The sequence below is a fragment of the Haladaptatus salinisoli genome, assembly GCF_020614375.1.
In the GTDB taxonomy this organism is placed as follows: Archaea; Halobacteriota; Halobacteria; order Halobacteriales; family Haladaptataceae; genus Haladaptatus; species Haladaptatus salinisoli.
On sequence record NZ_CP085329.1, the window covers coordinates 199,358 to 223,579 of the forward strand.

Below are 24,222 nucleotides of genomic sequence, written 5' to 3' on the forward strand. Positions count from 1 at the left end.
CGGTCAGTATCGTCGCGACGAGCGACATATTTCGGAGATGTTCCGCAATAACAACGGCGGCCATCAGTTTTAATTACGGATTATGCCAGTTATTACTGGATGAAGAAAGATAACAACAAACACGGTGCCGAATCGAATCTTCTCCCGCGGCGGGACTTTCTGACGGCGGCCGGCGCGGCGACGGTGGGCGTGTCCCCGACCATCGCCGACGCGAACCGGACGCCGGTGGCGAACGCGGCGACCGACGTCGAGTCGACGCAGGTAGTCGAATCGCCGGACGGGGCGGTACGGGTGACGTTCGAGTTGGCGGACGGCCGACCGCGATACTCGCTGTCGTTCGAGGGAGCGACGTTGGTCGAACCGTCGCCGCTCGGGTTCGAGTTCCGCGACGCCGACCCGCTCGACGGCGGCTTCGAAATCGCCGGCGTTCGACGGCGCGAGGAGGACGCGACGTGGGAACCCGTCTGGGGCGAGACCGCCGAGGTGCGGAATCGGTACAACGAACTCGTCGTCGGACTCGTCGAATCGAAATCGCCGTCCCGGTCGCTGACCCTCGTCTTCAGAGCGTACGACGACGGCGCGGCCTTCCGGTACGTGCTCCCTGAGCAGGAGAACCTCGGCGACTTCGTCATCACCGACGAGAAAACCGGCTTCCGGTTCGGGGGGGACTACACGTCGTGGTGGACGCCCGATAACTGGGAGAACTACGAGTATCTGTACGAGGAGACGCCGCTGTCGGAGATTTCGACCTCGTCCTCGGTCGGGCTAACGGACGTCGACGCCGCGAACACGCCGGTCACGATGAAGGTCGACGACGAGCGGTACCTGAGCGTCCACGAGGCGGCGCTGACCGACTACGCCGCGATGACGCTCGCGCGGGACGGGGACCACCCGACCCGCTTCGAGAGCGCGCTCGTCCCGTGGCCGGACGGGGCGAAGGTGAAAGCCGAGTCGCCCCACGCCTCGCCGTGGCGGACGTTCACGCTCGGGGCGACGCCGGGCGACCTCGTCGAATCGAAGCTCATTCTCAACCTCAACGAACCCAACGAGATAGAGGACACCTCCTGGATAAACCCGGGCAAGTACGTGGGCATCTGGTGGGAGATACACATCGGCAAATCGACGTGGGCGTCCGGGCCGGACGTGGGCGCGACGACCGCGAACGCCAAGCGCTACATCGATTTCGCCAGCGAACACGGTATCGATAGCCTGCTGGTCGAGGGGTGGAACGTCGGGTGGGACGGCGGCTTCGACGCGTGGAGCGAGCCGCCGTACTCGTTCGATTTCACGGAATCCATCGACCAGTACGACCTCGAAGAGGTGGTCGAGTACGGTCAAAGCAAGGACCCGAGCGTCGGCATCACCATCCACAACGAGACCGGCGGCGGCGTCGGGAACTACATCGACCAACTGGAGGAGGCGTACGAGTACTACGAGGAACTCGGCATCCACTCGGCGAAACTCGGCTACGTGAGCGAGGACGGTCTGCTCATCGACGGGACGTTCTACCACCACCACGGCCAGCGGATGGTGAACCACTACCGATGGGTGACGAAGAAGGCGGCCGACCACGAGATCATGCTCGACGTCCACGAACCCATCAAACCGACGGGCGTTCGCCGAACGTGGCCGAACCTGCTGACCCGGGAGGGCGCGAGCGGCCTCGAGTACGAGAACTTCCGACCGCAGGGGAACCCGCCCTCGCACACGCTCGTCCTCCCGTTCACGCGGTTGCTCGGCGGACCGTTCGATTACACCCCCGGTATCTTCGACGTCACCTACGAGGAGTACGGCGAGACGCGGGTTCACAGCACTCGCGCGCGACAGCTCGCGCTGTACCCCATCATCTTCTCGGGGCTCCAGATGGTCGCCGACCTCCCCGAGAACTACGACGACCTCACCGAGTTCGAGTTCATCGAGAACGTCCCGGCGTCGTGGGACGAGACGACCGTCGTCCAGGGGGAGATCGGCCGGTATCTCACCATCGCCCGACGCAAGGGCGAGGAGTGGTACGTCGGGAGCGGCACCGACGACCGGCCGCGGACGCTCGACGTTCCGCTCGATTTCCTCGACGACGGCCGCCCGTACGTCGCCACCGTCTACTCCGACGGCGAGGACGCCGACTTCGAGACGAACCCGACGTCCGTGGCGATCGACGAGGTCGTCGTGACGTCCGACGATACCCTCGTCGCTTCGATGGTCGAAGGCGGCGGACAGGCGATTCGACTCAGACCGGCGAGGGGCGAGCAACGAACCCTCCGACGGTACGAGCCCCCGACGTACTCCTACGACGCGTTCGGAATCCAGGAGGAGGTGGCGGCGAGCGAACCCGTCGTGGCGACCATCGAGGCGACGAACGAGGGCAACGTCGTCGGCGGCGAGGAACTCCACCTGTTCGTCGACGGAGAACCGGTCGAGACGCGTTTAGCTCGCGTCCCCGGCGGTGGCGAGGAGCAGATCGACTTCCCCGTCGCCTTCGCCGAGGTCGGCGAGCGCGAGGTGACCGTCGGCCGCGCACCGGGCGAGGTCATCGCCTCCGCGACGGTCGACGTGACGCCGAAATCCGCCGAGTTCGGGTGGCTCGCCTTCGACGGTTTCGACGCTCCCGAGACCGCGACCGCGGGGGACCCCGTCGAAATCTCGGGAACGGTGACGAACACGGGGAGCGAGGAGACGATACAGATACTCAAACTGACCGTCGACGCGCGCGTCGTCTCAGCGAAGAAGGTCGACCTCGAACCCGGCGCGAGTGCGACCGTCGCGTTCGAACACGCGTTCGAAAGCGGCGGGACGTTCGAACTCGCGCTCGAAGACCTCGGTCCGTGGTCCGTCACGGTGACGCCCGGAAGCGAGGAGTTCGACGCCGAACTCGGCTGAGCGTCGAACCGTCGCTCTCCGCTCGAAGGCGGACCGGGATTTTATTCCCCTCCGCCGAGTACGCACGGTGACGATGGCTGGATTCGGGAGGCGACACCGGTGACGCGGAAACGAGTTTCGTCGTTGGTGGCGTCGCTATCGCTCGACGAAAAGCTCCGACTGCTGCACGGCGCGACGGACCCCGACGACTCGTCGGTCGGCTACGTCCCGCCGATTCCGCGGGTCGGAATCCCCGCGCTCCGCATGGTGGACGGGCCGATGGGCGTTCGCGCGGTAGGCGGTTCCGCGACGGCGTTTCCGGCGTCGGTCGCGCTCGCCGCGACGTGGAACCCTCGACTCGCGCGCGAACAGGGCGCATCGATGGCTCGGGAGGCGCGGGCGCACGGACAGAACGTCCTACTCGCGCCGGGGACGAACGTCGTCCGCGTTCCCCACTGCGGGCGGAACTTCGAGTACTACAGCGAGGACCCGCACCTGTCCGCGCGGTTCGCCGCGGCGTCCGTCCGCGGAATTCAGTCCGAGGACGTCGTCGCGACCGTCAAGCACTACGTCGCCAACAACCAGGAGACGAACCGCTATCGGGTGAGCGCCGCCGTCTCCGAGCGGGCGCTGCGGGAGATCTACCTCCCGGCGTTCCGCGCGGCGGTCGAAGAGGCCGACGTCGGCGCGGTGATGACCGCGTACAACCGGGTCAACGGGACGCACATGAGCGACCACCGACCCCTCCTGCGCGACGTGCTGAAAGACGAGTTCGGCTTCGACGGGTTCGTTATGTCCGACTGGTGGGGGACCGAGAGTTCGGTCGGCGCGGCCCGCGCCGGTCTCGACGTGGAGATGCCGGGCGTCACGTTCGAGGAGCGGGCGACGGCCGAACGACTCCCGGAGGACGTCGACCCGGCGGACGTGGAGTTCCCCGAGACGCTGCCGGACATGCACGAGGGCGGACTGTTCGGCGAACCGCTCCGCGACGCGATCGAGTCCGGCGCGGTCGACGAGTCCGTCGTCGACGGGAAGGTTCGTCGAGTCCTCGAAACGATGGCGCGATTCGGACTCCTCGGTGCCGACTCCGACGGCGGGCGGCGGGGCGGCGAACTCGACACGCCCCGGCATCGCCAACTGGCGCGTCGCATCGCCGTCGAGGGAACCGTGCTGTTGAAAAACGAGGGCGCGCTTCCGCTGGACGAGGCCGCCGCCGTCGCGCTCGTCGGTCCGAACGCCGACGCCGCCAAACTCGGCGGGGGCGGCTCCTCGGAGGTCACCCCGGTCGCCCGGACGTCACCCGTCGACGGACTCCGCGAGCGCGCGGCCGAGTGCCGGTTCGAACGGGGGGTACCGCGCATCACCGAGTCCTCGCTGTTCGACGCGTTCGGCGCCGGAGACGGGGGAGAATCGACGGCCGACGCCGACGACGCCGACGACGATGCGAGCCTCGACGCCGCCCTCGAAGCGGCCGCCGAAGCCGACTGCGCGGTGGTCGTCGTGCAGGACGATACGACCGAGAGCGAAGACCGCGACGACCTCCGCCTCCCCGGCCGGCAGGACGAACTCGTCTCGGCCGTCGCCGACGCGGCCGACCGAACCGTCGTCGTCCTCCGAACCGGCGGGCCGGTCCAACTCCCGTGGGTCGACGAGGTGGACGCGGTGCTCGAAACGTGGTACGCCGGGCAGGCCGAAGGCGAGGCGCTCGCGGCGGTGCTCTACGGCGACGCGGACCCGGGCGGTCGGCTCCCGCTCACGTTCGGGCGTCGCGCGGACGACTACCCGACGGCCGCTCCGGAACGGTTCCCCGGAGCGAACGACGAGGTCGACTACTCCGAAGGCGTCTTCGTCGGATACCGGTACTTCGACCGGGAGGACATCGCGCCGCTGTTCCCCTTCGGCCACGGTCGCTCGTACGCGTCGTTCGAGTACGGCGAGTCGTCCGTCGAGCGCGACGGCGACGAGGTGACGGTGACCGTCCCCGTTCGCAACGTCGGAAACCGTCCGGGAAAGGAAGTCGTCCAAGTGTACGTCCGCGACGAAGACCCACCCGTCCCCCGTCCCCCGCGCGAACTGAAGGGCTTCGAGACGGTGCGCCTCGACCCCGGGGAACGACGGCGCGCCTCGGTGACGCTCGACCGCGACGCGTTCGCGTACTACGACCAGGACGAAGGGTGGGTCGTTTCGGAGGGGCGGTTTACGCTCCTCGTCGGTCGCTCCGCGCGGGAGATACGCGACCGGGTTTCGGTGGCGCTCGGGTGATCGCAACCCGGCGGAGACGGGCCGCTCCGCGCCTTCCGACCGTCCCAACTGATTTCGGTCGGAAGACCCAACTCTCGGCCATGGACGAAGACGAACCGGAGCTATCGGTCGGCGAGTTCGTCGAGTACTGCCGAACGCAGGCCGGGCTCCTCTCGGGGAGCGTCGCGACGATGGCCGCCGAAGCCGACGAACTGCTGGACGACATCGACGAGGAGACGGCGGCGATTCGGCAGCGCCTCGAAGGTCGGACGGACGACGTCGAGGGACCCGTAACACCGTCACCGAACGACCGAGACGGAACCGAAATCGACGTCGCGGAACTGGAAGAACTGGAGGCGGACGTCGAGGAGAAACAGACGCTCGTCGAAGCCAAGCAAGCGCGGATAGCCGCCTTTCAGGAGTTGGCCGCCGGTTACACCGACCTCGTCGAGGAACTTCGGTCGGACGCGGACGACGGCCGCGAGGCGATGAAACGCGTCGTCCGATTCGAGTCGCAACACGACGCGCCGGCCTACTTCGACGACCGCCGGACGGTGTACGAGGCCGCCGCCTCGTCCGATACCGATTCCCCGTAGTCGACGTATCGACCGTCGCGTCGCGGGGTTCGATAGCGGCGTTTCGGAAGGGAAAGCGGTAACGGGAATCGTGACGGCGGACGTGTGGAGGGCGCAGCGAACTCGCGCGTCCGCGGAAGGCGAGTATCGCGTTCCGTCGATTCTCGTCGACACGCGTCAGTCAGTATTACCGGTCAGTGTTACGAAGCAGTCAAACTCGTCGGTCCGGCGGAACGTCGGAATCACTTCGCGATCCTTCGTCCAGTTTTCGTCGCTTCCGACGTACGGTGGCGGGCGGTTACGAGCTTTCGGCGGCCCGAACGCGACTCGGACGATGAGCGGCCGGTTGAAACGAGATCCATGGGGTGGCTCGAACGGTCGCTCGTAACCGCCACGACGATGGTTTCCGCGATACGGGCCTAATAGTTTTGACCGACCTCTCGAAACCGACGGACCCGTTCGCGGACGGAATCTCCGCGCCTCCGTCGTCCTGAACGAACCGAAATCGGTCGCCCTTCGACCGTCGATGCGGCCGCCCGTCTCCGGGCTACGTACCGCCGACCAGCGACCGGAGGTGTGCGCGCTTCCGCTCGTACTCTCGCATCTCGGTCGGGAGTTCGTCGGGGCCGAACCACGCGATATCCGTGATCTCGTCGTGCGTCTCGAGTTCGTCCACCGTGAACGCGTCACCGCCGGTAGGTCGGGCGGTGAACCCTATCACGGGAATCGGCAACGTCTCCGGGGCGTCCAACGCGACTTCCATCACCTTGACGAACAGCACTCCGGTGATATCGCACTCCACGCCGGTCTCCTCCAGCGTTTCGCGGCGGGCGGTCTCCGCGGGCGTCTCGCCCGGCTCTCCGGCACCCCCCGGCGTCTCCCACTCGTCGCGAATCGAACTGGAGACGCACAGCAGGCGGCCCGCGTCGTCGGTCACCGCCGCGCCGGCCGCGTAGGGATACAACTCGTCGTAGAACGCCGCGGCGCTCTCCGGAAACGTCTCCTCCTGGTGCGGTAACAGCGAGACGGTAACCGGGTCGAGTCGAGTCACGTCCTCCCAGCGGTGCTCGACGCTCAGGATGGTCTCCTCCGCCCGCTCTCGAACGGCGGCCCGCACCTCGTTACGGCGTTCGCTGTCCATACTGTAGGTCGGGCGACGCATCGAATGGTAGTGTTTCTTTTGATTTTTAACCGAAACGTCGAGGGTCGCCGCGGTCGTGCGACGGCCGACCGAGCGCGGCGGTCGGGAACTCGTCACGACCGCCGCGGACCCGGTCACGACGAGTCGCGCGCCACCTCCAGCGACGCGAAAAAACCGAAATACGCGACGACGCCGGCGAACAGCGACAGGTGGTACGCCCACGTCGGCCCGCGTAACAGGTCGAACAGGGCTGAGACGGCCGCGACCCAGACGACGGCGAACGCGAGGTCGACGACCATACCGGACCGGTGCTCGCGGACGTGGTCGAGGAGGGTTCCGACGACCGGCACGCTACCCGTCCTCCGATTCGTCCGCCGCCGAGACCGAGGAGGAGCGGTCGACCGCTCGCGTCGTGAGGTCGCTCCCGGTCGTCGGAACGGGGGGTCGCTCGTTCACGTCAGTCGTCCCCCGACACTCGACCGCCGTCCGTCGAGACGACGTCCTCGGCGCTCTGTTGTTGTCCCATCGGTTCGGGGCTGTGGCACTGTCGGACGATGCGCTTGATTCGCTCCGGCGGTTCGTCGGTCACCAGCGAGACGCCGATGGTGACGGCGAACACGATCGGCGTGCCGGCGAGCGCGGCCCCGACCGCCGGGAAGATCTCTGCGTAGGCCGGCACGAGCGGGCCGGCCTCGGTGGCGAGGATGAGTTCGTTGAAGACGGCGGCCGTCCAGATGAGGAGGCCGGTCGTCATCCCGGCGAGGGCGCCCTGGCGGTTGGTGTTCTCCCACCACAGACCGAGGAAGAACATCGGAAACAGCACGAGACCGGCCAGCGAGAAGGCGAGCGCGACCAGTTCGCCGACCAGCGCCGGCGGGTCGAGCGCGGTGACCGTCACGATAGCGCCCAGCGCGACGATGGTGGCGCGACCGACGATGAGCTGTTGGCGTTGGGTCGCGTCGGGGTTGACGATGTTCGTGTAGATGTCGTGGGCGGCCGCCGACGAGGCGGCGATGAACAGGCCGGCGGTGGTCGCGATGGCCGCGGCGATGCCGCCCGCCGCGACGAGACCGACGAACCACGTCGGGAGGTTCGCGAGTTGCGCCGCGAGGACGACGATGACGTCGCCCTCCGCCCCGCTCATGCCGTTAGCTCCGTAGACGGGGCCGACCTTGTTCGCGTAGAGGTCGGTTCCGAACGCCGCGAACGCGGGGGCGCTCAGGTACAGCAGGCAGATGAAAAACAGCCCCCAGACCGTCGACCAGCGGGCGGTTCGCTCGCTCTTGACCGTGTAGAACCGCACCAGCACGTGCGGAAGCCCGCAGGTGCCGACGATGAGCGAGAACGCCGTCGCGATCCACAGGTAGTAGCTGTTGCCGCGGAAGGGCGCGGTGAACTCCGAGTCGAGCGAACTCAGTAGCGCTCCGTACTCGATCTGCGGTAGGAACGTCGAGTACCCCTGTGTGTATCCGACGGCGTACAGGCCCGCAAGGAACGCCACGATGAGGATGACGTACTGGACGGCCATGTTCTTCGTCGCGCCGAGCATCCCGGAGAGCGCCAGGTAGCCGACGGTGATGCCCATCATGAGGATGACCATCGTGGCGTAGTCGCCGCCGAAGACGTACAGGCCGACCAGCCCCATCCCGCGGGCCTGTCCGACCGAGTAGACGAATCCGATGAGGATCGTCGTCAGCGCCCCGATGGCGCGCGCCGTATCGGAGTTGAACCGATCGCCGACGAAGTCGGGTGCGGTGTACTTCCCGAACCGGCGCATCTGCGCGGCCATGAAGATGAGCAGGACGAAGTAGCCCGTCGACCAGCCGACCACGAACGCCAGACCGTAGTAGCCCGACAGCGCGATGAGCGCGGCCATGCCGAGGTACGACGCGGCCGACATCCAGTTCGACCCGATCGCCATCCCGTTCTCGACGTTTCCGATGGAGCGACCGGCGACCCACAGCCCCTCCGTGTCCGCGACGCGGAACGCGTACCCGATTCCCAGGAACAGCAGCAACATCCCCGATACCATGACGGCGGGGACGATTTTGAACGATGCGTTGAGCGCGTCCGGAAGGAGCGGAAGGGGGACGAACGTCATCGCTCGACACCTCCGTCGGTCGAGACAGTCTCACCGTCGGGCGTCGATCGTTTCGTCGCGTGGTCGATACCGTACTTCACGTCCAGTTGGTCGCGCTTGCGGGCGTAGACGTACGAGAGGATGAGCGCCCCCAAGGGGGCGCCGATAGCGGTCAGCAAGTAGTGCAGCGGAAAGTGGAGGACGGTGACGCTCGTCATGAAGTCGGGCGCGAGGTACGTCGCTGTCACGGGACCGAAGATGAGCACCGCCCACGCGATGAACATCGTCCAGATGAGCTTGAGGTGGTCCCGCATGAAGGGGGTCGCCGGTTTGAAGATGTTGATTCGAGCATCCAGGTAATCGACGGATTCTCGATCGGTCTCGACGCCGCCGTCCGTCTCGACGTCGGCGGTCGCCTCTCGGGTTCGCGAATCGTTGTCTGACATTGGTAATCGTTGAACTCGGTCTGTTTCGAATCTGTTCAGTCGTCTCCCGCCGCCGCTATTTCGCGGACGACGTCGGGGTTCCGCAGGGTCGATGTGTCGCCCAACTCGTCGCCGTTGGCGACGTCCTCCAGCAGTCGGCGCATGATCTTGCCGGAGCGCGTCTTCGGCAGTTCGGGCGTGAAGACGACCTCCTCGGGGCGCGCGATGGGGCCGATGGCGCTCTCGACGCCCTCGACGATGCGCGAACGGAGCGTCTCGTCGCCGTCGGAGCCCTCCTCGGTGATGACGTAGGCGTACACCGCCTCGCCTTTCACCTCGTGGTCGCCGCCGACGACGGCGGCTTCGGCGACGCCCTCGACGCCGACGATGGCGGATTCGATTTCCATCGTTCCGAGGCGGTGGCCCGAGACGTTGAGCACGTCGTCGACGCGCCCGAGGACGGTGATGTAGCCGTCCTCGTCCAACTTCGCCCCGTCCTCGGGGAAGTACACCCACTCGTCGGGGTCGTCGCTTTCGGTGTCGGAGTACTCGGCCCAGTACTCGCTGATGTAGCGGTCGTCGTTGTCGTAGAGCGTTCGTAACATCCCCGGCCACGGTTTATCGACGGTGAGGTAGCCGGCCTTTCCGCGGTCGACTTCGGTTCCTTGGGCGTCGACCACGCGGACGTCGACGCCGGGGAGCGGCGGGCCGGCGCTGCCGGGTTTCATCGTTCCGACGCCGGGCAGTGTCGTGACCATCATGCCGCCGGTCTCGGTCTGCCACCACGTGTCCACGATGGGACAGTCCTCCCCGCCGATGTGCTTGTAGTACCACTTCCACGCGCGGGGGTTGATGGGCTCGCCGACCGTGCCGAGCAGGCGCAGCGAGGAGAGGTCGTGCTGTTCCGGATACTCGCTCCCCCACTTCATGAACGCGCGGATCGCCGTCGGCGCCGTGTAGAGTTGGTTCACGTCGTACTCTTCGACGATCTCCCAGAGGCGGTCCTTCTCGGGGTAATCGGGCGTCCCTTCGTACATGACGCTGGTCGTCCCGAGCGCGAGCGGCCCGTAGACGATGTACGAGTGACCCGTAATCCAGCCGATGTCCGCAGAACACCAGTACGTGTCCTCCGGCTTGATGTCCAAGACCGCTCGCGAGGTCCACGCCACGTAGGAGAGATACCCGGCAGTGGTGTGTTTGACGCCTTTCGGCTCGCCGGTCGTCCCCGAGGTGTACATCAAAAAGAGCATATCCTCGGCGTCGCGCTCGACCGGATCGACCGTCGCACCCTCCTGTTCGGCGACGAGGTCGTCGTAATCGTGGTGGTTCTCGGCCATCGGGTGGTCGTACTCGTCGCCGAGTCGGTCGACGACCACGACGCCCGCCACGTCGTGCTCGACCCCCTCTAGCCCTTCGTCCGCCTTCTCCTTGTGTTCGAGCGAGTCGCCGCGGCGGTAGTAGCCGTCGCAGGTCACGAGGTACTCCGAAGCGGCCGCGTTCATTCGAGTCGCTAACGCGTCGGCGGAGAAGCCGGCGAACACCACCGAGTGCGGCGCGCCGATGCGGGCACACGCCAGCATGGCGACGGGGAGTTCGGGCACCATCGGCATGTAGAGCGTGACGACGTCGTCCTCGCCGACGCCCAACTCGCGGAGCGCCGCCGCGCACTCGTTGACCTCGCGGTGGAGCTCCTCGTAGGTGTACGTGCGGTCGTCCTCGTCGACCGGTTCGCCGATCCACTCGATGGCGGTTTCGTCGCCGCGCTCGTCCAGGTGGCGGTCGAGGCAGTTCGCGGAGGCGTTGAGTGACCCGCCCGTGAACCACTCGTAGAACGGCGCGTCGCCGTCGTCCAGCACGGTGTCGTACTCCTCGTCCCAGTCGAGCAGGTCCGCCGCGCGCTCCCAGCACTCCGGCCAGTTCTCCTCGAACTCGTCGTAGATTCCCTCGTCCGCGACGTTCGCCTGCTCGACGAACGACTTGGGCGGTTCGAACCGCTCTCGATCTTCCAATCGCGCCTCGAGTTCGATGTCGTCTCCTTGGGTCATGCGCCAAGTTCACAACCCCCATTTTTCTATATAAGTGGTGGAGCTAACTATACCAAACCGCCCCGTACGCGGCGCAGCGGCGTCAGAACCGCCGGTTATCGGTGCGAACGTCGACGGACGGCGCACTCCCGACGTCGTCCCCGTCCGCGAAATTAAGTAATTAGTGTCGACTCACGTCCGACGACCGGCGGTCGACCTCCTCGAACACGGTGTCGAACACCTTCTGTTGCGCCTTCCGGAGGTGGTTGTGGAGCGTCGGCGAGGAGACGCCCATCGACGCCGCGAGTTCCTCGGCCGTACTCCCGCGGGGCCACTCGAAGTACCCCGCGAGATAGGCGGCCCGGAGAACCGTCTGTTGGCGCTCCGTCAGCTCGTCGCGTACCGTCTGCCTGACGCTTACCGCGCTCCGTGCGGGTTCTTCTATCTCACCCTTGGACAGCAAGTTCGTCTCGGGGAACGCCGCCTCGACGGCCTCGACGACGCGGCGGACGTCGACGCGCTGCGAGAAGACCCCCGAAACCTCGAGGACGCCCGCCTCGACCGAGAGTTCGCGGACGGTTCCGCCGCGCTCGGCGAGAACCGTCGCCAGCGACTCGCCGGAGACGACGAACTCGAAGAGAGCGTCGTCACCGTAGTCGCGGACGAGGCGAGCGTCCTCGACGGCGTCCGCCGCCGTCACCCTGTCGAGAACGTCCCCGACGGCGGCCCCGCGGGCCGTGACGAAGTAGAGCAGCGAGCGATCCTCGACCGGAACGACTCCTTGAAGCGCGAAGCGACAGCCGAGTTCGGCCGAAGCGGACACGAGGAACTCGTCGCTGTCGGTACTTCGCAGCGAAAGCACCACGCCGGTGTCCGCCAAGAGCAGTCGCTTGCGCGCGATGGACGTGGCGGTTCGACCGACGCGGCGGCCGACGTCCGCGAGCAGCGTTCGATCCGCCGACCGAAACGAGTCGGCGGCGACGCACAGCAGACCGTGGACGGTCTCGCTCGACCGGAGGGGCGCGACGGCGAACGAACACCGCGACAACGGTCCGTCGGACGGGCCTGCGAGAATCGTCACGTCGGCCGTTTCGCCCTCCGCTACCGCGTCGGTTTCGCGGAGGACGGTGCTAGGAACGTCGTCGGTTCGCTCCGGCGCGGCGCTCGCTCGGGGAGCGCCGCTCTCGTCGCAGATCCAGACGGCGCGGTACACGTCCGCGAGCTGCTCACAGGCGGCCCGCTCCACGTCCTCGTTCGTCGACGCCTCCTCGAACGCCCGCCCCAGCGCCTCCGCGCACGCGAGGAGCTCGGCGCTGCGCGAGTCTCGGGCGGCGCGGCCGCCACGGCCGCGTCCTCGACCCCGCGTCCGGCTTGCGAAGGCGTCGACGATCTCGGCCGCGGTCGGCGCGTCGAGGTACGGAGCGAGGCTATCGAGGCTCTTCCACCCGCCGACGGCCTGAACCGCCCGGGGATCGATTCCCTCCTCGACGAGGTGCCGCCAGGCGAAGTGCTTGCGGAGGTCGCGGCAGGTGACGTCACCGAGGCCGTCGACCCGGTCCGCCACGTCGCCGACCAGCATCTGGACGCGCCGGGGCGAGACGGCGATGAAGGGGTCGTCCCGGCCGACGTCGTTCGCGGCGGCGAACTTTCGGAGGTCGTGGGCGACGTCGGCCGGGACGTACGCGTCCCGCGTTTCACCGTCTCCCTCGGGGATCGCGAGGAGGTAGAAGCGCTCGTCGCCGCGCTCGTGCGGGCGGAGGTCGGCGGGACGAACTCGGGTCAGCTCCGAGGGGCGGAGGCCGACCCGCCCCGCCAGCGCCACCACAATGTCTTCGCGGTAGGTTTCGGTTCCCCGACGGAGTCGCTCGTACTCCGCCGTCGTCAGAAACCCGTCGTTCTCTTCGCCGCCCATGACGTTTCGTCTTTTCTCGAAGAGACGAATAAAGGTTCGGTAAAAGGCCGGCGAACGTTCGCGTCGAACCGCTTCGACCGTCGATCGAGCGCCCCACCGGCTGATTTCGCGGTTCGCTTCGTTAGAAACGAGCGAACCGCTACCGATCGAGGAGCGATTCGAGTTCGCCGACGACCTCCGGGTTTCGAAGCGCGCTCGTGTCGCCGAGGTCTTCGCCGTTCGCGATGGCCTCGAGGTAGCGTCGGACGACCTTGCCCGACCGCGTCTTCGGGAGCGACGGTGCGAAGGTGACGGTGTCGGGAACCGCGATGGAACCGATGGCGGACTCGACGGCCGCTCGAACGCTCTCGCGGAGCGCCTCGTCGCCTCCGACGTTCGACTCGGGGCTGACGAACGCGTGGATCTTCGACCCCCTCACCGCGTCCGCGCTTCCGACGACGGCGGCTTCGGCGACGCCCTCGACGCCGACGATGGCGCTCTCTATCTCCGCGGTGCTCAACCGGCGACCCGAGACGTTGAGCACGTCGTCGGCCCGTCCGAGGAGGTGAAAGTAGCCGTCCCCGTCGCGGACGGCGTTGTCGCCGGTGTCGTACCGCCACTCGCCGTCGACGGTTCTCGTCCGCCGCGCCCCCCAGTCGGTTCCCTCGCGGAGCGACCGCGCCATCCCCGGCCACGGTCGAGTGAGAACCAGCCGACCCGACTCGCCGGCGGCAACCCGCTCGCCCGTCCCGTCGACGACCGCCGCACCGATTCCGGGCAGGCTCCGACCGACTGCGCCGGGGCGCATCCGGTCGACGCCGGGTATCGTCGAGAGGACGATACCTCCCGTCTCGGTCTGCCACCACGTGTCCACGATGGGACACTCGCCTTCCCCCACGTGTTCGCGGTACCAGTGCCACGTCGTTTCGTCGATCGATTCCCCGACCGTGCCGAGCAGGCGCAGCGAGGAGAGGTCGTGCCGGTCGGGATACTCGCTCCCCCACTTCATGAACGCCCGGATGGACGTCGGCGCCGTGTAGAAGACGTCGACCTCGTTGCGCTCGATGACCTCCCAGAGACGGTCCTTCTCCGGATGGTCGAGCGTCCCCTCGTACAGGACGGTGGTCGCTCCGAGCGCGAGCGGTCCGTAGACGGCGTACGAGTGGCCGGTGATCCAGCCGACGTCGGCCGAACACCAGTGGGTGTCGTCCGGCCTCAGGTCGAGCACCGCGTGACTCGTCCAGGTCACGTGGGCGAGGTAGCCGCCGGTCGCGTGCCCGACCAGCGTCGGCTCGCCGGTCGTTCCCGAGGTGTAGATGAGAAAGAGCGGGTCGTCGGCGTCGCGCTCGACGGGATCGACCTCGACGCCCGCGCGGTCGGCGACGAGGTCGGCGTAGGAGTGGTGGTCGCCGACCGCGCGGGCGTCGTCGAGACGGTCGACCACGATCTGCTCGACCGCTTGCTCGACGTCGTGGCAGGCGTTATCGGCCTTGCTCTTGAGGTCCAGCGCGGTGCCGCGGCGGTAGTAGCCGTCGCAGGTCACGAGGTACTCCGAGTTCGCGCCGGCCAGTCGCGTCGCCAGCGCGTCCGCCGAGAAGCCGGCGAAGACGACGCTGTGCGGTGCCCCGATGCGGGCACACGCCAGCATGACGACGGGCAGTTCGGGCACCATCGGCATGTAAAGCGTGACGACGTCGCCTTCGCCGACGCCGAGGTCGCGCAGGGACGCCGCGAACGCGTTCACCTCGTCGTAGAGTTCTCGATACGTGTGCGTTCTGGTCTCTCCGAGCTTTCCCTCCCAGGTGAGCGCCGCCTCGTCGCCGCGACCGTCCTCCACGTGGCGGTCGACGCAGTTGTAGGAGGCGTTCAACCGTCCGCCGGGGAACCAGCGCGTCGTCCCGGCGTCGTCGAGCACCGCGTCGTACGGGCGCTCCCAGTCCAGTAGTTCGGCGGCAACCTCCCAGCACGTCGGCCACCCCTTCTCGCGGAGCGCCTCGCGGTCCGTCGCCGTGATGTTCGCCTCGTCGACGAACGACGACGGCGGCGCCACCCATTCGCGTTCGTCGGTCGGTTCTCTCCCGCTGCCGTTGACCATTCATCTCGAGATTCGCGTAAAAAGACAAAAATCGTTCGTCTGAACGGTTCGGGAGAGGGGTGCGTCGACGTGGATATCGTGGAGGCGATCTCGGCGTGGAACGGTCGTAAGTAGGAAGCCGTCTCTCGGGCGCGAAGGTTCGCTCTCGGTCCAGAGACCCCGAGAAACGAACTGCAGTACCGAACTCGAGCTACCCCGATTCGACGACCTCGACGTCGAACTTCCCGCGCCAGCGGTAGCGACGTCCGCCCCAGACGAAGGTTCGGCGGGCGACCGCGTAAACCGTCAGCGGGACTTGCGCGAGCGTCGCGGGATACGCCAGCAGAAACGTCCACCGGCGGATTCCGAACGCGCCGTAGATTCCGAGTTGGAGCAGCGTCAAGAGCGCCATCGCGGGAAGCGGGAAGAGCAGCGCACCGGCCGCGGATAGGGCTGCGACGATGCTCATGAACGCGAACCCGGCGGGGTCGTGCCGTCTAACGATCTGCGTGAACCGGACGTGGCGCTCGGCGCTCTCGCGCACGGTTCCGCCGACCGGAACGAGTCGCGTTCGCCGGAGCGGGGTCACGTCGAGGTGCTCGGTGAGGGTACCGTCGTCGCTCACCGACCGGCGGAGATCGCGAAGAAACGCCGCTTCGTCCAAATCGGCGCGGTCGAACATCACTGCGCCGCCCCAGACGATACCCCCGGCGTACACTCCGAGCGTGCCGCCGAGGGCGTATATCGGCTCCAGTAACGTCGAGAGCGGGTCGCGTCCGACGAAGAACGGAACTTCGGTGACGGGACCGTTTTCCTCGTAACCGGCGCGTAGCCGGGCGAGCCAGTCGGGCGGATGGTGAAAGTCGTCGTCCGTCCACACGATTCGGTCGCGATCCGCGGCGCGCATTCCGGCGGCGATCGCGTTCGCCTTCCCCGAGCACCCCTCCGGGTCACCCGCGAAGACGAGTCTGACGCCGCTCGGGAGGTCGTCGACTCGGTCGGCGATGGAGTCCGAATCGTCGTCGCAAACCAGGAGGAGTTCGTCCGCTCGGCCGAGTTGTTCGGCGACCTCCGCGCAGGCCGTCGTCCATTCGGTTGTGGGCAGGATGACCGTCGTCGGTGGGAACTCACCCATGGGGAAATATCGTTCGCGTTAGTACATAAAAACGACAGGTTTCCGAGCGACGAGGAGCGGACGGGAGATTCGCGGCCCCCGGAGCTTCGACGCGGGTACTCAGCTAACTCCTGCTGACGGTACCACTTACGCCGTCCGCGTTTCGGTCCGCGTCGATTCGTCGTGAACCATCAAAACCGTCCAGTAAAGTGTTCCGTCGAACCGGACGAGGTACGCCCCGTTTCGAGCCCCCTCTCCGTCTTCTCCGAGCGCGGTCGGGTGTTCGTGCCTCCGAAACCGACGCGCCAACGAAACCAGCGCGGGCGGAGGTGTTTCGCCCGAATCGACGAGGTAGTGCGATTCCTCCACGGCCGTCGTAACGATTTCCCGCTGGGCCTCCGACAGTCCCGAGAGTTCGAACGCGAACCGCTCGCGCACTCGTCGGCCGTACTCGGCGGCGGGGGCGATTCGCTCGCCGGTGTACTGATACGTGTCGACCGTCGCGGAGTGCGCCTCGTCGACGACCCACTTCGCCCGCGAACCGTCTTTCCACCTGATGACCGAATAGTCCGACTCGGGAACGAGCGCCGATCGGTTTCGTTCGGCGTCCGTGTAGAGAAACGCCGTCCCGATGCCGACGGTTTCGCCGTTCGCGAGTCCCTTCTCGGCGAACGTTTCGCGGTCGACCTTCGGCAGGTCGGAGAACCGAACCGTCTCGGATTCGTCCACGGGTCCCTCGACGATATCCACTTTCACGGAGTATCGCGTCGCTGGCGTCCGTGCGGTTACGTCGTGAGCAAGTTGATAGACCGTCCCGTCGTGGAGGAGGTGTCGATCCGCCGGAAGCGGCGGTCGGGTTCCGTCGACGGCGGCACCTCCGTCGAGAATTCGGTCGAGGAGCCGGGCTTTTTCGCTCGCCTGGACGGCGTAGAGGAGTTTCGAGGGGAGTTCGGCGGGGGTCACGGCCTGCATCGAAAGCCGAGCGGCGGGAGCCGTGCCGACTAAGCTCGAAGAGCCGGCCGACGGGTTTAGACCGAGGCCGGTACAACCCGCCACGGTCGTAGCGAGGACGGAGGTACCGGACGCGAGGAGAGCGCGGCGACGCATACCGTATTCGAACTGCCAACACCCGCATAAGTCTTGTCGTGACGCCGGTCGTTCGGTCGGCCCCCCCGCCCGGTCCCCGTCAACCCCGTTCGAGCGCACCTCAGCCGGCTCGAACCTCGAGCCGGCTGAGTAGCCGTTTTACTCGTCGTTGACGCGCGAACCACCTCGTCGAGTCACCGAACTCGCCCTCTCGATAAAGACCCGTAACTGTTCTCCTCGTCGGGGACCGCTGCGTCACTCCTGGGACGGTATCACGCGGCCTCCATGGCCTCTATGGTGCACGTGTGGTCGGTGTCGTCGATGTGCGATTCCGCCCGTGATTCCGCCCCGATGCGCGACGCATGGAATCCGATCTGTCCACAGGTTTCACACAGTATCTTGTACATGGCGTGCAGTCACCCCAACGAGTTTGTCACTATTAATCCTTTCTGACCCCGCATTACTTGCAGCCGAGATTTTCCGTATCGAAACCTTCGCGGACTCGGAAAGCGAGTGCTCGCCGCCGAAAGGAGTACTCCGCGTCGTGAACCGTGTCGCCCGCAGGACGTTTATCGGGAACGGCGTCGCGGGAGTACGGTCGGCGATGTCGCCGGGGAGAACAAAACTTATAACGTATCTATCACTCTGAGCGGGCATGGTACACTGCCCTGAATGCGAAGAAACGCTCTCCGAGAAATCCGACGTCGAGTTCGTTGAGATGGACGCAAAAACGGGGTTTTTCGCGGCGTCGAAGCGATTCTACCTCGTCGCCTGCGGTAACTGCGGCGCGGCGATCGGTGGCGGCGTCGCGGGAGCGAAGGCCTAAATCGACCGATCAGTACCGCCGTTCTCCTCGTTTTTGCCCGCGGAAAGACACAACCTCCGTATCAGCGATTTTCGACTCCGTCTGACTCCCCCTCTCCCGGCCTTCTTCGCACCGAGGATCTCCCGGCGGAAGCACCGAGTACCGGTCCGAAAACGTTGCTGACGCGGTCGGCTATCGCGCCGGTTTGAGTAAAATTCGGTACTCGGTCCGCGTTCGCTTCCGTATCGGAGCAGGCGGTGAGCGAGAGCGACTCCGCTTACGAGAACCACCGCGATACCGAACGGCACCGGTCTCGTTCCCGCCACGCCCGCCCTCTTCAACGACACTTCGCCGTCGCCGATTTACCACGTCAAATAAGATTCGATAGAGCCGGTTTCCTCAGTAGCTGTTGTCGTAGAGCCTGAGACCGTCGCAGCCGCGGTCGTCGATACCGTTGACGAGCGTGTTCTTCTTGAGGTACACGCCGGAGCCGTTCTCGTAGAGCCTGACCGCCTCGTCGTCGTCGACCGACTCGGCGTAGACGCTCTCGACCCACGTGTCGTCGCCGTAGTTGAGAAGCGGCGTCATCCGACCGACGTACCGACCCTCGTACAGCAGGCACTCGTTGCCGTGTATCTCGATGGCGCGGCGACGCCACGAGCCGGTCTGTTCGACGTCGAGGTTGCGGAACTGGCAGTCGTCGCGGTCGCAGCGAATGGCCGCCCGCGCGCTCTCGTGACCGCCTGCGCCCGTGAACGCGGTGTCTTCGACGTACACCGGATTCGGACCGTCTTCGATGAAGACGGAGAAACCGCCGGGTGTCTCGTGGACGAACGTCGAGCGCTTTATCCGTGCCATCTCCGTCTTGTCCTGAATCCGCAGTCCGTGCACCACCTCGTCCCCCGCCGTTCTGACGGTGGAGTCTTCGAGTCGGAAGAGACCCACGTTCATCGTCTTGATGGCGTCGCCGTTCGGGTCGCTCACTTCGACGTCGCAGTTCACCACGCGGACGTAGTTGCTGTTCTCGACGCGGATGGCGTGCTGGTTCCCCCGCCCGCTGCTCTCGTCCACGACGATTTTCGCGTTCTTGACGATGCTGTTTCTTCCGCCGACGCGGACGCTCGCGGTCTGGCTGTTCTTGTAGAAACCGCCGTCCACGATGATTTTCCCCGACCCGTTCGCGGCATAGAGACCGTTGTCCGGGAAGCCGCCGAGTTCGCAGTCCTTGAACGTGATGGTGCCCTTGTTGTAGCTGTTGCAGATGATGCCCGTCGGGCCGCGCCAGAGCCTATCGCCCGGGGTGTCCTCCGTCCAGTCACCGCCGTCCGGCGCGCGGAAGCCCCGGACGACGCCGGAACCGTCGGGGTCGGTGATGACGGTGCGAAGCGGCCCCCACGTCCCGCTGTCGTGACGGCCCTGGACGTTGACGTTCTGGACGTGTAGACCGTCGCTGACCGCGGCGTCGAGCACGCGGATGCCGGTATCGGAGGCGGTCTGGTCGACGAAGATGTTCTTGAAAAGGAGGTCCTTCCCCGGCGCGTAGCTGACGCCGAGTCGGAAGAGGCGGTAGTTCCAGTCGCCGCCGTCGTCGAAATCGTAGTAATTATCGGGGACGATGGTGACGTTCCACATCCCGTAGATACCGAAGTTCTCGAAGCCGGAGAACCGGAACTGGCGGTTCATGCGATAGCGGCCGGGCGGGAACACCAGCAGCGTATCGTCGTCCGCGTACTCGCGCAGTTGCGGACCGATGGGTTCGTTACCGTCGGGGTCGGCGCCGGCGTCCTCGACCATGTCGATGATCGTCCCGTAGTTGTCGAGGACCGGCGGACTCCACTCCGCGCTCGCTCGTCCGGTCATGCCCCGTGCGCCGGCGGCGCAGAGGCCGGCGACGCCGACCCCTTTCAGGAAGCGCCGTCGCGTCGTCTCCTCGTTCGGTGCGTCGCTGCTGGCCGCTTCGAATGTGTCGATTTCGTTTTTCATTTTGGAAACTCAGTTGTCTTTTGTTTCATAATGTCCCGACAGAGACGCCGAACTACGTTTCGATGATATGTTTGTCTCCCCGCCGCTCTGCGGTCATCGAGAAAGCGGTACTAACCGCCGTACCTAATCTCTGCGGATTAGTATCTCCAGTCTTTAAGTTACCAAATTTTGGTAGTTGTGTTTCCACCCCGACGGAAATCCGCGGAAACATAAAGAAACGAACATCGAATGCGTCGTCTTCGTTCTCGCACCTACTGTCGAAGAGCGGCATCGACCTCGCGCTGAATTGCGACGTTCTCCGCGCGAGAATCCGACCACCGACGTACGGCGATCGGTCGGGGAGTAACGCGCAGTTGGCTCCGTCGAATCGACGGCGGGTTGCGGACGCTGTACTCGCTCGCTACAGAGCGCGTCGAACGAGGGACGGTTCGAAGACGGACGCCGACGACGAGCAGAGTCGGGTTCGACAACGATACGCGTTGCCGGCGACGGCACCGGAAGAAACGGCTCCGGTCACTCGAGCTGCGGTCGAGCGAGTTCCTCCGCGTGCTTCACGTCCGCCGGCTTTTCGACTTGGGCGTAGAGAGGTCGGCGGACGTCGGGGTCGAAGATACCGTTTTTGTCGAACAGTTCGCGCGCCCGTTCGGTGATGTAGTAAAACTTGTACGGTCCTTCGTCCGGTCGCTGACCGTCGGGGAAGGCGACGCTATCGACGACGTTGGCGTCCATCAGTTTTCGGAGATGCCCGAGAATCGTCGTGCGGTCGACGTCGGGATTGAGGTACTGGAGTTCCTTCATGCTCGGCATCCCCTTCGGATGGCCGACGATGTCCGCGATGAGGTCCTTCCGCGTCTGCTGCGTGATGACGTCGAACACCTCGAAGACGTCGAAGTGGTTCGATTCGTCGTTCGGTCGTACGCCGGCACCCTGCGACATGGTTCGCGTGAAGATAGGGCGGCAAGCGTAATAATGATGTTGGTCAGCGCCAACATCAACGTCCCGGAACGTGCGGCGGACGGGAGGCGCGATTCCGATGATACAATTAGGAACCGAACGAAGTTCATGCAATGCCGGACAAGCGCGTCGAAATGGGAAGCATCGTCGACGAGACGAAACGGTACTCGGCGAAGGACACGCTCTCCCGCGAACAGTATCGGCGGATAAACCGCGCTCTCGATAGCGACCTCGAGACGTTCCTGCTGAGCGGTCGCTCCTTTTTCGTGCTCGGGAGCTACGGAGAAAACGAACGCGAGCGGCTCACCGCCGTGAAAAACCGCCTCGACCGGGAAGGACACGCCTTTCTCATGGACGACGTGCCCGAAGCGTGGGAGTTCTGGACGACGAAATTCAAGGTGCTAGCGAACCGGGCGGACCACATCGTGGGGGTGTACGAGCACACGGACGGCGGCCACGAGTGGGAGGCGGGCTATCTCGACCACGAAGCGTATCGGGATAAGATACGCGTGCTCAAGCGCGATTACGTCGATCTGGACGATCCGACCGACGAGCCGTTCGACGGGATGTTCTCCCACTTCGTTCGACTGTTGAACCGCCTCGACCGCGTCGTCTTCTGGGAGGGACCGACGGACGCCACCGACGACGAACTCGCCGACAGTTTGCTCGACGCGACCGAGGCGCTCGTCGAAGATATCGACCGTCGGTGACCCGAGCGTCGGGTCGGAGAGATCCATTGCACCGCCCTTCAAGGGGTCCGTACCGCCACTATCGACGGTGATAACCGATCCTGACGGATATTATGTCATTTATTATAATATGTCTACCAATTTCACAGTAGTTCGTACTGATGAGAATACTGAAGCTGGTGACCACTCGACGAAGTTTCTATCGAGCGCAGGAGGCCGCGCTCGACGCGGCGAACATCGAGTACACGACCGTCACGGTGCCGGGAACGCACCGCGGCCACGAGGACGGCGTGGAGCAACGTTCCGTCTGGGACTACCTTCGGTTCTATCCGACGGTTCTCCGGAAGTCACTCTCCGAGTACGATATCGTTCACGCGAACTTCGGGTTGACGGCGCCGTTCGCGGTCGCGCAACCCAGACTTCCGGTCGTCGTCTCGCTCTGGGGCAGCGAGTTCCACGAAAACAAGTACGAGGCGCTCATCGCGTCGGCCACGAAACGAGCGGACGAAGTGATCGTCCCGTCGCAGATGATGCGCCGGTGCGTCCGTCGAGATAATCACTACATCCCGTATCCGATCGACGGAGACCTGTTTTCCCCGATGTCCAAGGCGGAGGCGCGTTCGAAACTCGGTTGGGACGCCGACGAACCCGTGGTGCTGTTCCCCTCCGCTCCGGGACGACCGGAGAAGAACTATCGCCTCGCGGAGCGGGTGGTCGAGGGAGTAGCGCAACCGGTTCGACTCTATCCCTGCATCGACGAACCCTACGAGCGGATGCCGCTGCTGATGAACGCGAGCGACGCGGTTCTCGTGACCTCGACGTACGAGACGGGACCGATGGTGGTCAAAGAGGCCGTGGCCTGCAACGTCCCGGTCGTTTCCACGCCCGTCGGATTCGTTTCCGACGTGCTCGACGGCGTGGCGAACTCGTCCACGGGGAAGTCCGCGGAAGAACTCCGAGCGGCCCTCGAAACCGTTCTCGACGCGAACGCTCGCGCCGACGGGCGTCACAAGGTCGTCGCGTACGACGTCGCGGACATGGGCGCTCAGCTACGGCGAGTGTACGAACGGTGCACCGACCGCCGCCAGCGATCGGAGCCGGTGTCCGTCGAGATATCGACACCGCAGTGAGTCAGTCACGGATGAACACGCCGAGAACCGTCGCCGAGACTACGCACGAGAATCCCTATCATCGATGAACACACAGACATCGATCGGCCAACCTGGAATCGACTTCGACGAACCGCGAGCGACGCCCTATTCGGCGGCCGGACGGGCCGCATCCCGTCTCGGAGGTCGACGCTGAGCATGGGGTCGGTCGTCATCTCGTTGGACGCGGAACTCGGGTGGGGGTTCCACGACCGCCCGGAACTCCCGGAGCACCACATCGAATCCGGCCGCCGCGCGTGGACCTACCTCCGCGAGTCGTTCGACAGGCTCGATATCAAAGCGACGTGGGCCATCACGGGTCACCTGTTTCTGGAATCGTGCCGGTCGTCCCATCGCGGCCATCCGGCGGGACGCCGATGTTGTACCCGCGAAACGGCCTCGCTCACCCCGGAGCGGATCTGGTTCGCGCGGGACCGTATCGAGGCGGTTCGCGCGAGTGCGGTCGACCACGAAATCGGGAGCCACGGGTTCACGCACGTCCATTTTCGCCACGAGAAGATGAGCGAGGAGTTCGCGGCGCGGGAACTCGAAGCGAGCGTCGAGGCGGCGGCCGATTGCGGCATCGAGCTTTCGTCGTTCGTCTTTCCGGTGAACCGGATCGATCACACGGAGTTACTCGCCGAACACGGCTTTACCTGCTATCGGGGCGCGTCGCCGGCGAAATCGGGACGCTTGGCGAAGCTCGCGAGCGCGACGATCGGAACGCCGGCACCGCCCCTCGTCGAACCGAGGGTGGACGAGTACGGCCTCGTCGACGTGCCCGCCTCGCTGTTTCTCTTCAACTTCGAAGGCGTCGCGCGGTCGGCGGTGACCTCGGTCGGCCGCGACCCCGTCGTCAAACAGGCGACGAGGGGAATCGACAACGCGGTCGAAAACGACGGCGTGTTCCACATGTGGTGTCACCCGCACAACCTCAGAACCGACCGAGATTTCGAGCGGATCGACGCGATCCTCGAGTATCTCCACCGTCGACGTCTGGAGAGCGATCTTCGGGTCGAGACGATGGCGGAGGTCGCGGAACGGGTGCGGTCGCGCCGAGCCCGGATTTAGAACGCGGGCACCGAACTGAGTCCCCGAGGCCGGTTTTTAGGCACGCACAATACTATAATATATCG

At 65.7% G+C, this 24,222-nt stretch carries 18 protein-coding genes; 7 read left to right on the top strand and 11 right to left on the bottom strand.

Annotation, left to right across the window (positions count from 1 at the left end):
* The first annotated feature begins 99 nt into the window (after nucleotides 1-99).
* The 3 genes from LIX00_RS18915 (at nucleotide 100) to LIX00_RS18925 (ending at nucleotide 5,693) form a co-directional block, all read left to right on the top strand.
* Nucleotides 100-2,877: a glycoside hydrolase family 97 protein gene (locus LIX00_RS18915; RefSeq protein ID WP_227356564.1), complete on the top strand. Its 2,778-nt coding sequence runs from the start codon at nucleotides 100-102 to the stop codon at nucleotides 2,875-2,877.
* Nucleotides 2,878-2,976: 99 nt separating this feature from the next.
* Complete coding sequence (locus LIX00_RS18920; RefSeq protein ID WP_227356565.1) at nucleotides 2,977-5,118, top strand: beta-glucosidase family protein; 2,142 nt, start codon at nucleotides 2,977-2,979, stop codon at nucleotides 5,116-5,118.
* An 80-nt stretch (nucleotides 5,119-5,198) separates the two neighbouring features.
* A complete protein-coding gene (locus tag LIX00_RS18925; RefSeq protein WP_227356566.1) occupies nucleotides 5,199-5,693 on the top strand; it encodes a hypothetical protein in 495 nt (164 codons plus the stop codon).
* 526 nt (nucleotides 5,694-6,219) lie between these two features.
* Here LIX00_RS18925 and LIX00_RS18930 read toward each other — a convergent pair.
* The 9 genes from LIX00_RS18930 to LIX00_RS18970 all read right to left on the bottom strand — a co-directional run bounded on the left by LIX00_RS18930 (nucleotide 6,220) and on the right by LIX00_RS18970 (nucleotide 17,528).
* Nucleotides 6,220-6,951, bottom strand: a complete 732-nt coding sequence (locus tag LIX00_RS18930; protein WP_227356567.1) for an NUDIX domain-containing protein — start codon at nucleotides 6,949-6,951, stop codon at nucleotides 6,220-6,222.
* Nucleotides 6,948-7,163 carry a DUF8119 family protein gene (locus LIX00_RS18935; protein ID WP_227356568.1) on the bottom strand — a complete coding sequence of 72 codons (216 nt, stop codon included), beginning with the start codon at nucleotides 7,161-7,163 and terminating at the stop codon, nucleotides 6,948-6,950. Before LIX00_RS18935 ends, LIX00_RS18930 begins: the two co-directional genes overlap by 4 nt.
* Before the next feature lie 107 nt (nucleotides 7,164-7,270).
* Nucleotides 7,271-8,914, bottom strand: a complete 1,644-nt coding sequence (locus LIX00_RS18940; protein ID WP_227356569.1) for a VC_2705 family sodium/solute symporter — start codon at nucleotides 8,912-8,914, stop codon at nucleotides 7,271-7,273.
* On the bottom strand, nucleotides 8,911-9,339 hold the full coding sequence (locus tag LIX00_RS18945) for a DUF4212 domain-containing protein (protein WP_227356570.1): 429 nt from the start codon (nucleotides 9,337-9,339) through the stop codon (nucleotides 8,911-8,913). Before LIX00_RS18945 ends, LIX00_RS18940 begins: the two co-directional genes overlap by 4 nt.
* Before the next feature lie 35 nt (nucleotides 9,340-9,374).
* Entirely contained in the window at nucleotides 9,375-11,363 is a 1,989-nt protein-coding gene (acs, locus tag LIX00_RS18950) for an acetate--CoA ligase (RefSeq protein WP_227356571.1), read from the bottom strand.
* A 160-nt stretch (nucleotides 11,364-11,523) separates the two neighbouring features.
* A complete protein-coding gene (locus tag LIX00_RS18955) occupies nucleotides 11,524-13,254 on the bottom strand; it encodes a bacterio-opsin activator domain-containing protein (RefSeq protein ID WP_227356572.1) in 1,731 nt (576 codons plus the stop codon).
* A 139-nt stretch (nucleotides 13,255-13,393) separates the two neighbouring features.
* Nucleotides 13,394-15,328, bottom strand: coding sequence for an acetate--CoA ligase (acs, locus tag LIX00_RS18960; protein WP_227356573.1), 1,935 nt, complete (start codon nucleotides 15,326-15,328; stop codon nucleotides 13,394-13,396).
* A 190-nt stretch (nucleotides 15,329-15,518) separates the two neighbouring features.
* Nucleotides 15,519-16,442, bottom strand: a complete 924-nt coding sequence (locus tag LIX00_RS18965; protein ID WP_227356574.1) for a glycosyltransferase — start codon at nucleotides 16,440-16,442, stop codon at nucleotides 15,519-15,521.
* 126 nt (nucleotides 16,443-16,568) lie between these two features.
* A complete protein-coding gene (locus tag LIX00_RS18970; protein ID WP_227356575.1) occupies nucleotides 16,569-17,528 on the bottom strand; it encodes a hypothetical protein in 960 nt (319 codons plus the stop codon).
* Nucleotides 17,529-18,162: 634 nt separating this feature from the next.
* On the opposite strand from LIX00_RS18970, the gene LIX00_RS18975 reads away from it, so the two are divergent.
* The gene (locus tag LIX00_RS18975; protein ID WP_227356576.1) at nucleotides 18,163-18,333 is read left to right on the top strand and encodes a hypothetical protein; all 171 of its coding nucleotides are present in this window, start codon (nucleotides 18,163-18,165) and stop codon (nucleotides 18,331-18,333) included.
* A gap of 378 nt (nucleotides 18,334-18,711) precedes the next feature.
* Here LIX00_RS18975 and LIX00_RS18980 read toward each other — a convergent pair whose 3' ends face one another.
* Both LIX00_RS18980 and LIX00_RS18985 read right to left on the bottom strand, forming a co-directional pair.
* Nucleotides 18,712-20,295, bottom strand: a complete 1,584-nt coding sequence (locus LIX00_RS18980; protein ID WP_227356577.1) for a twin-arginine translocation signal domain-containing protein — start codon at nucleotides 20,293-20,295, stop codon at nucleotides 18,712-18,714.
* A 513-nt stretch (nucleotides 20,296-20,808) separates the two neighbouring features.
* Complete coding sequence (locus tag LIX00_RS18985; RefSeq protein ID WP_227356578.1) at nucleotides 20,809-21,231, bottom strand: ArsR family transcriptional regulator; 423 nt, start codon at nucleotides 21,229-21,231, stop codon at nucleotides 20,809-20,811.
* A gap of 131 nt (nucleotides 21,232-21,362) precedes the next feature.
* Between LIX00_RS18985 and LIX00_RS18990 the strand changes: the two genes are divergently transcribed.
* The 3 genes from LIX00_RS18990 to LIX00_RS19000 all read left to right on the top strand — a co-directional run bounded on the left by LIX00_RS18990 (nucleotide 21,363) and on the right by LIX00_RS19000 (nucleotide 24,157).
* A complete protein-coding gene (locus LIX00_RS18990) occupies nucleotides 21,363-21,959 on the top strand; it encodes a DUF8170 family protein (RefSeq protein WP_227356579.1) in 597 nt (198 codons plus the stop codon).
* 140 nt (nucleotides 21,960-22,099) lie between these two features.
* A complete protein-coding gene (locus LIX00_RS18995; RefSeq protein WP_227356580.1) occupies nucleotides 22,100-23,068 on the top strand; it encodes a glycosyltransferase family 4 protein in 969 nt (322 codons plus the stop codon).
* A gap of 177 nt (nucleotides 23,069-23,245) precedes the next feature.
* Nucleotides 23,246-24,157, top strand: coding sequence for a polysaccharide deacetylase family protein (locus LIX00_RS19000; RefSeq protein ID WP_227356581.1), 912 nt, complete (start codon nucleotides 23,246-23,248; stop codon nucleotides 24,155-24,157).
* The last annotated feature ends 65 nt before the right edge of the window (nucleotides 24,158-24,222 follow it).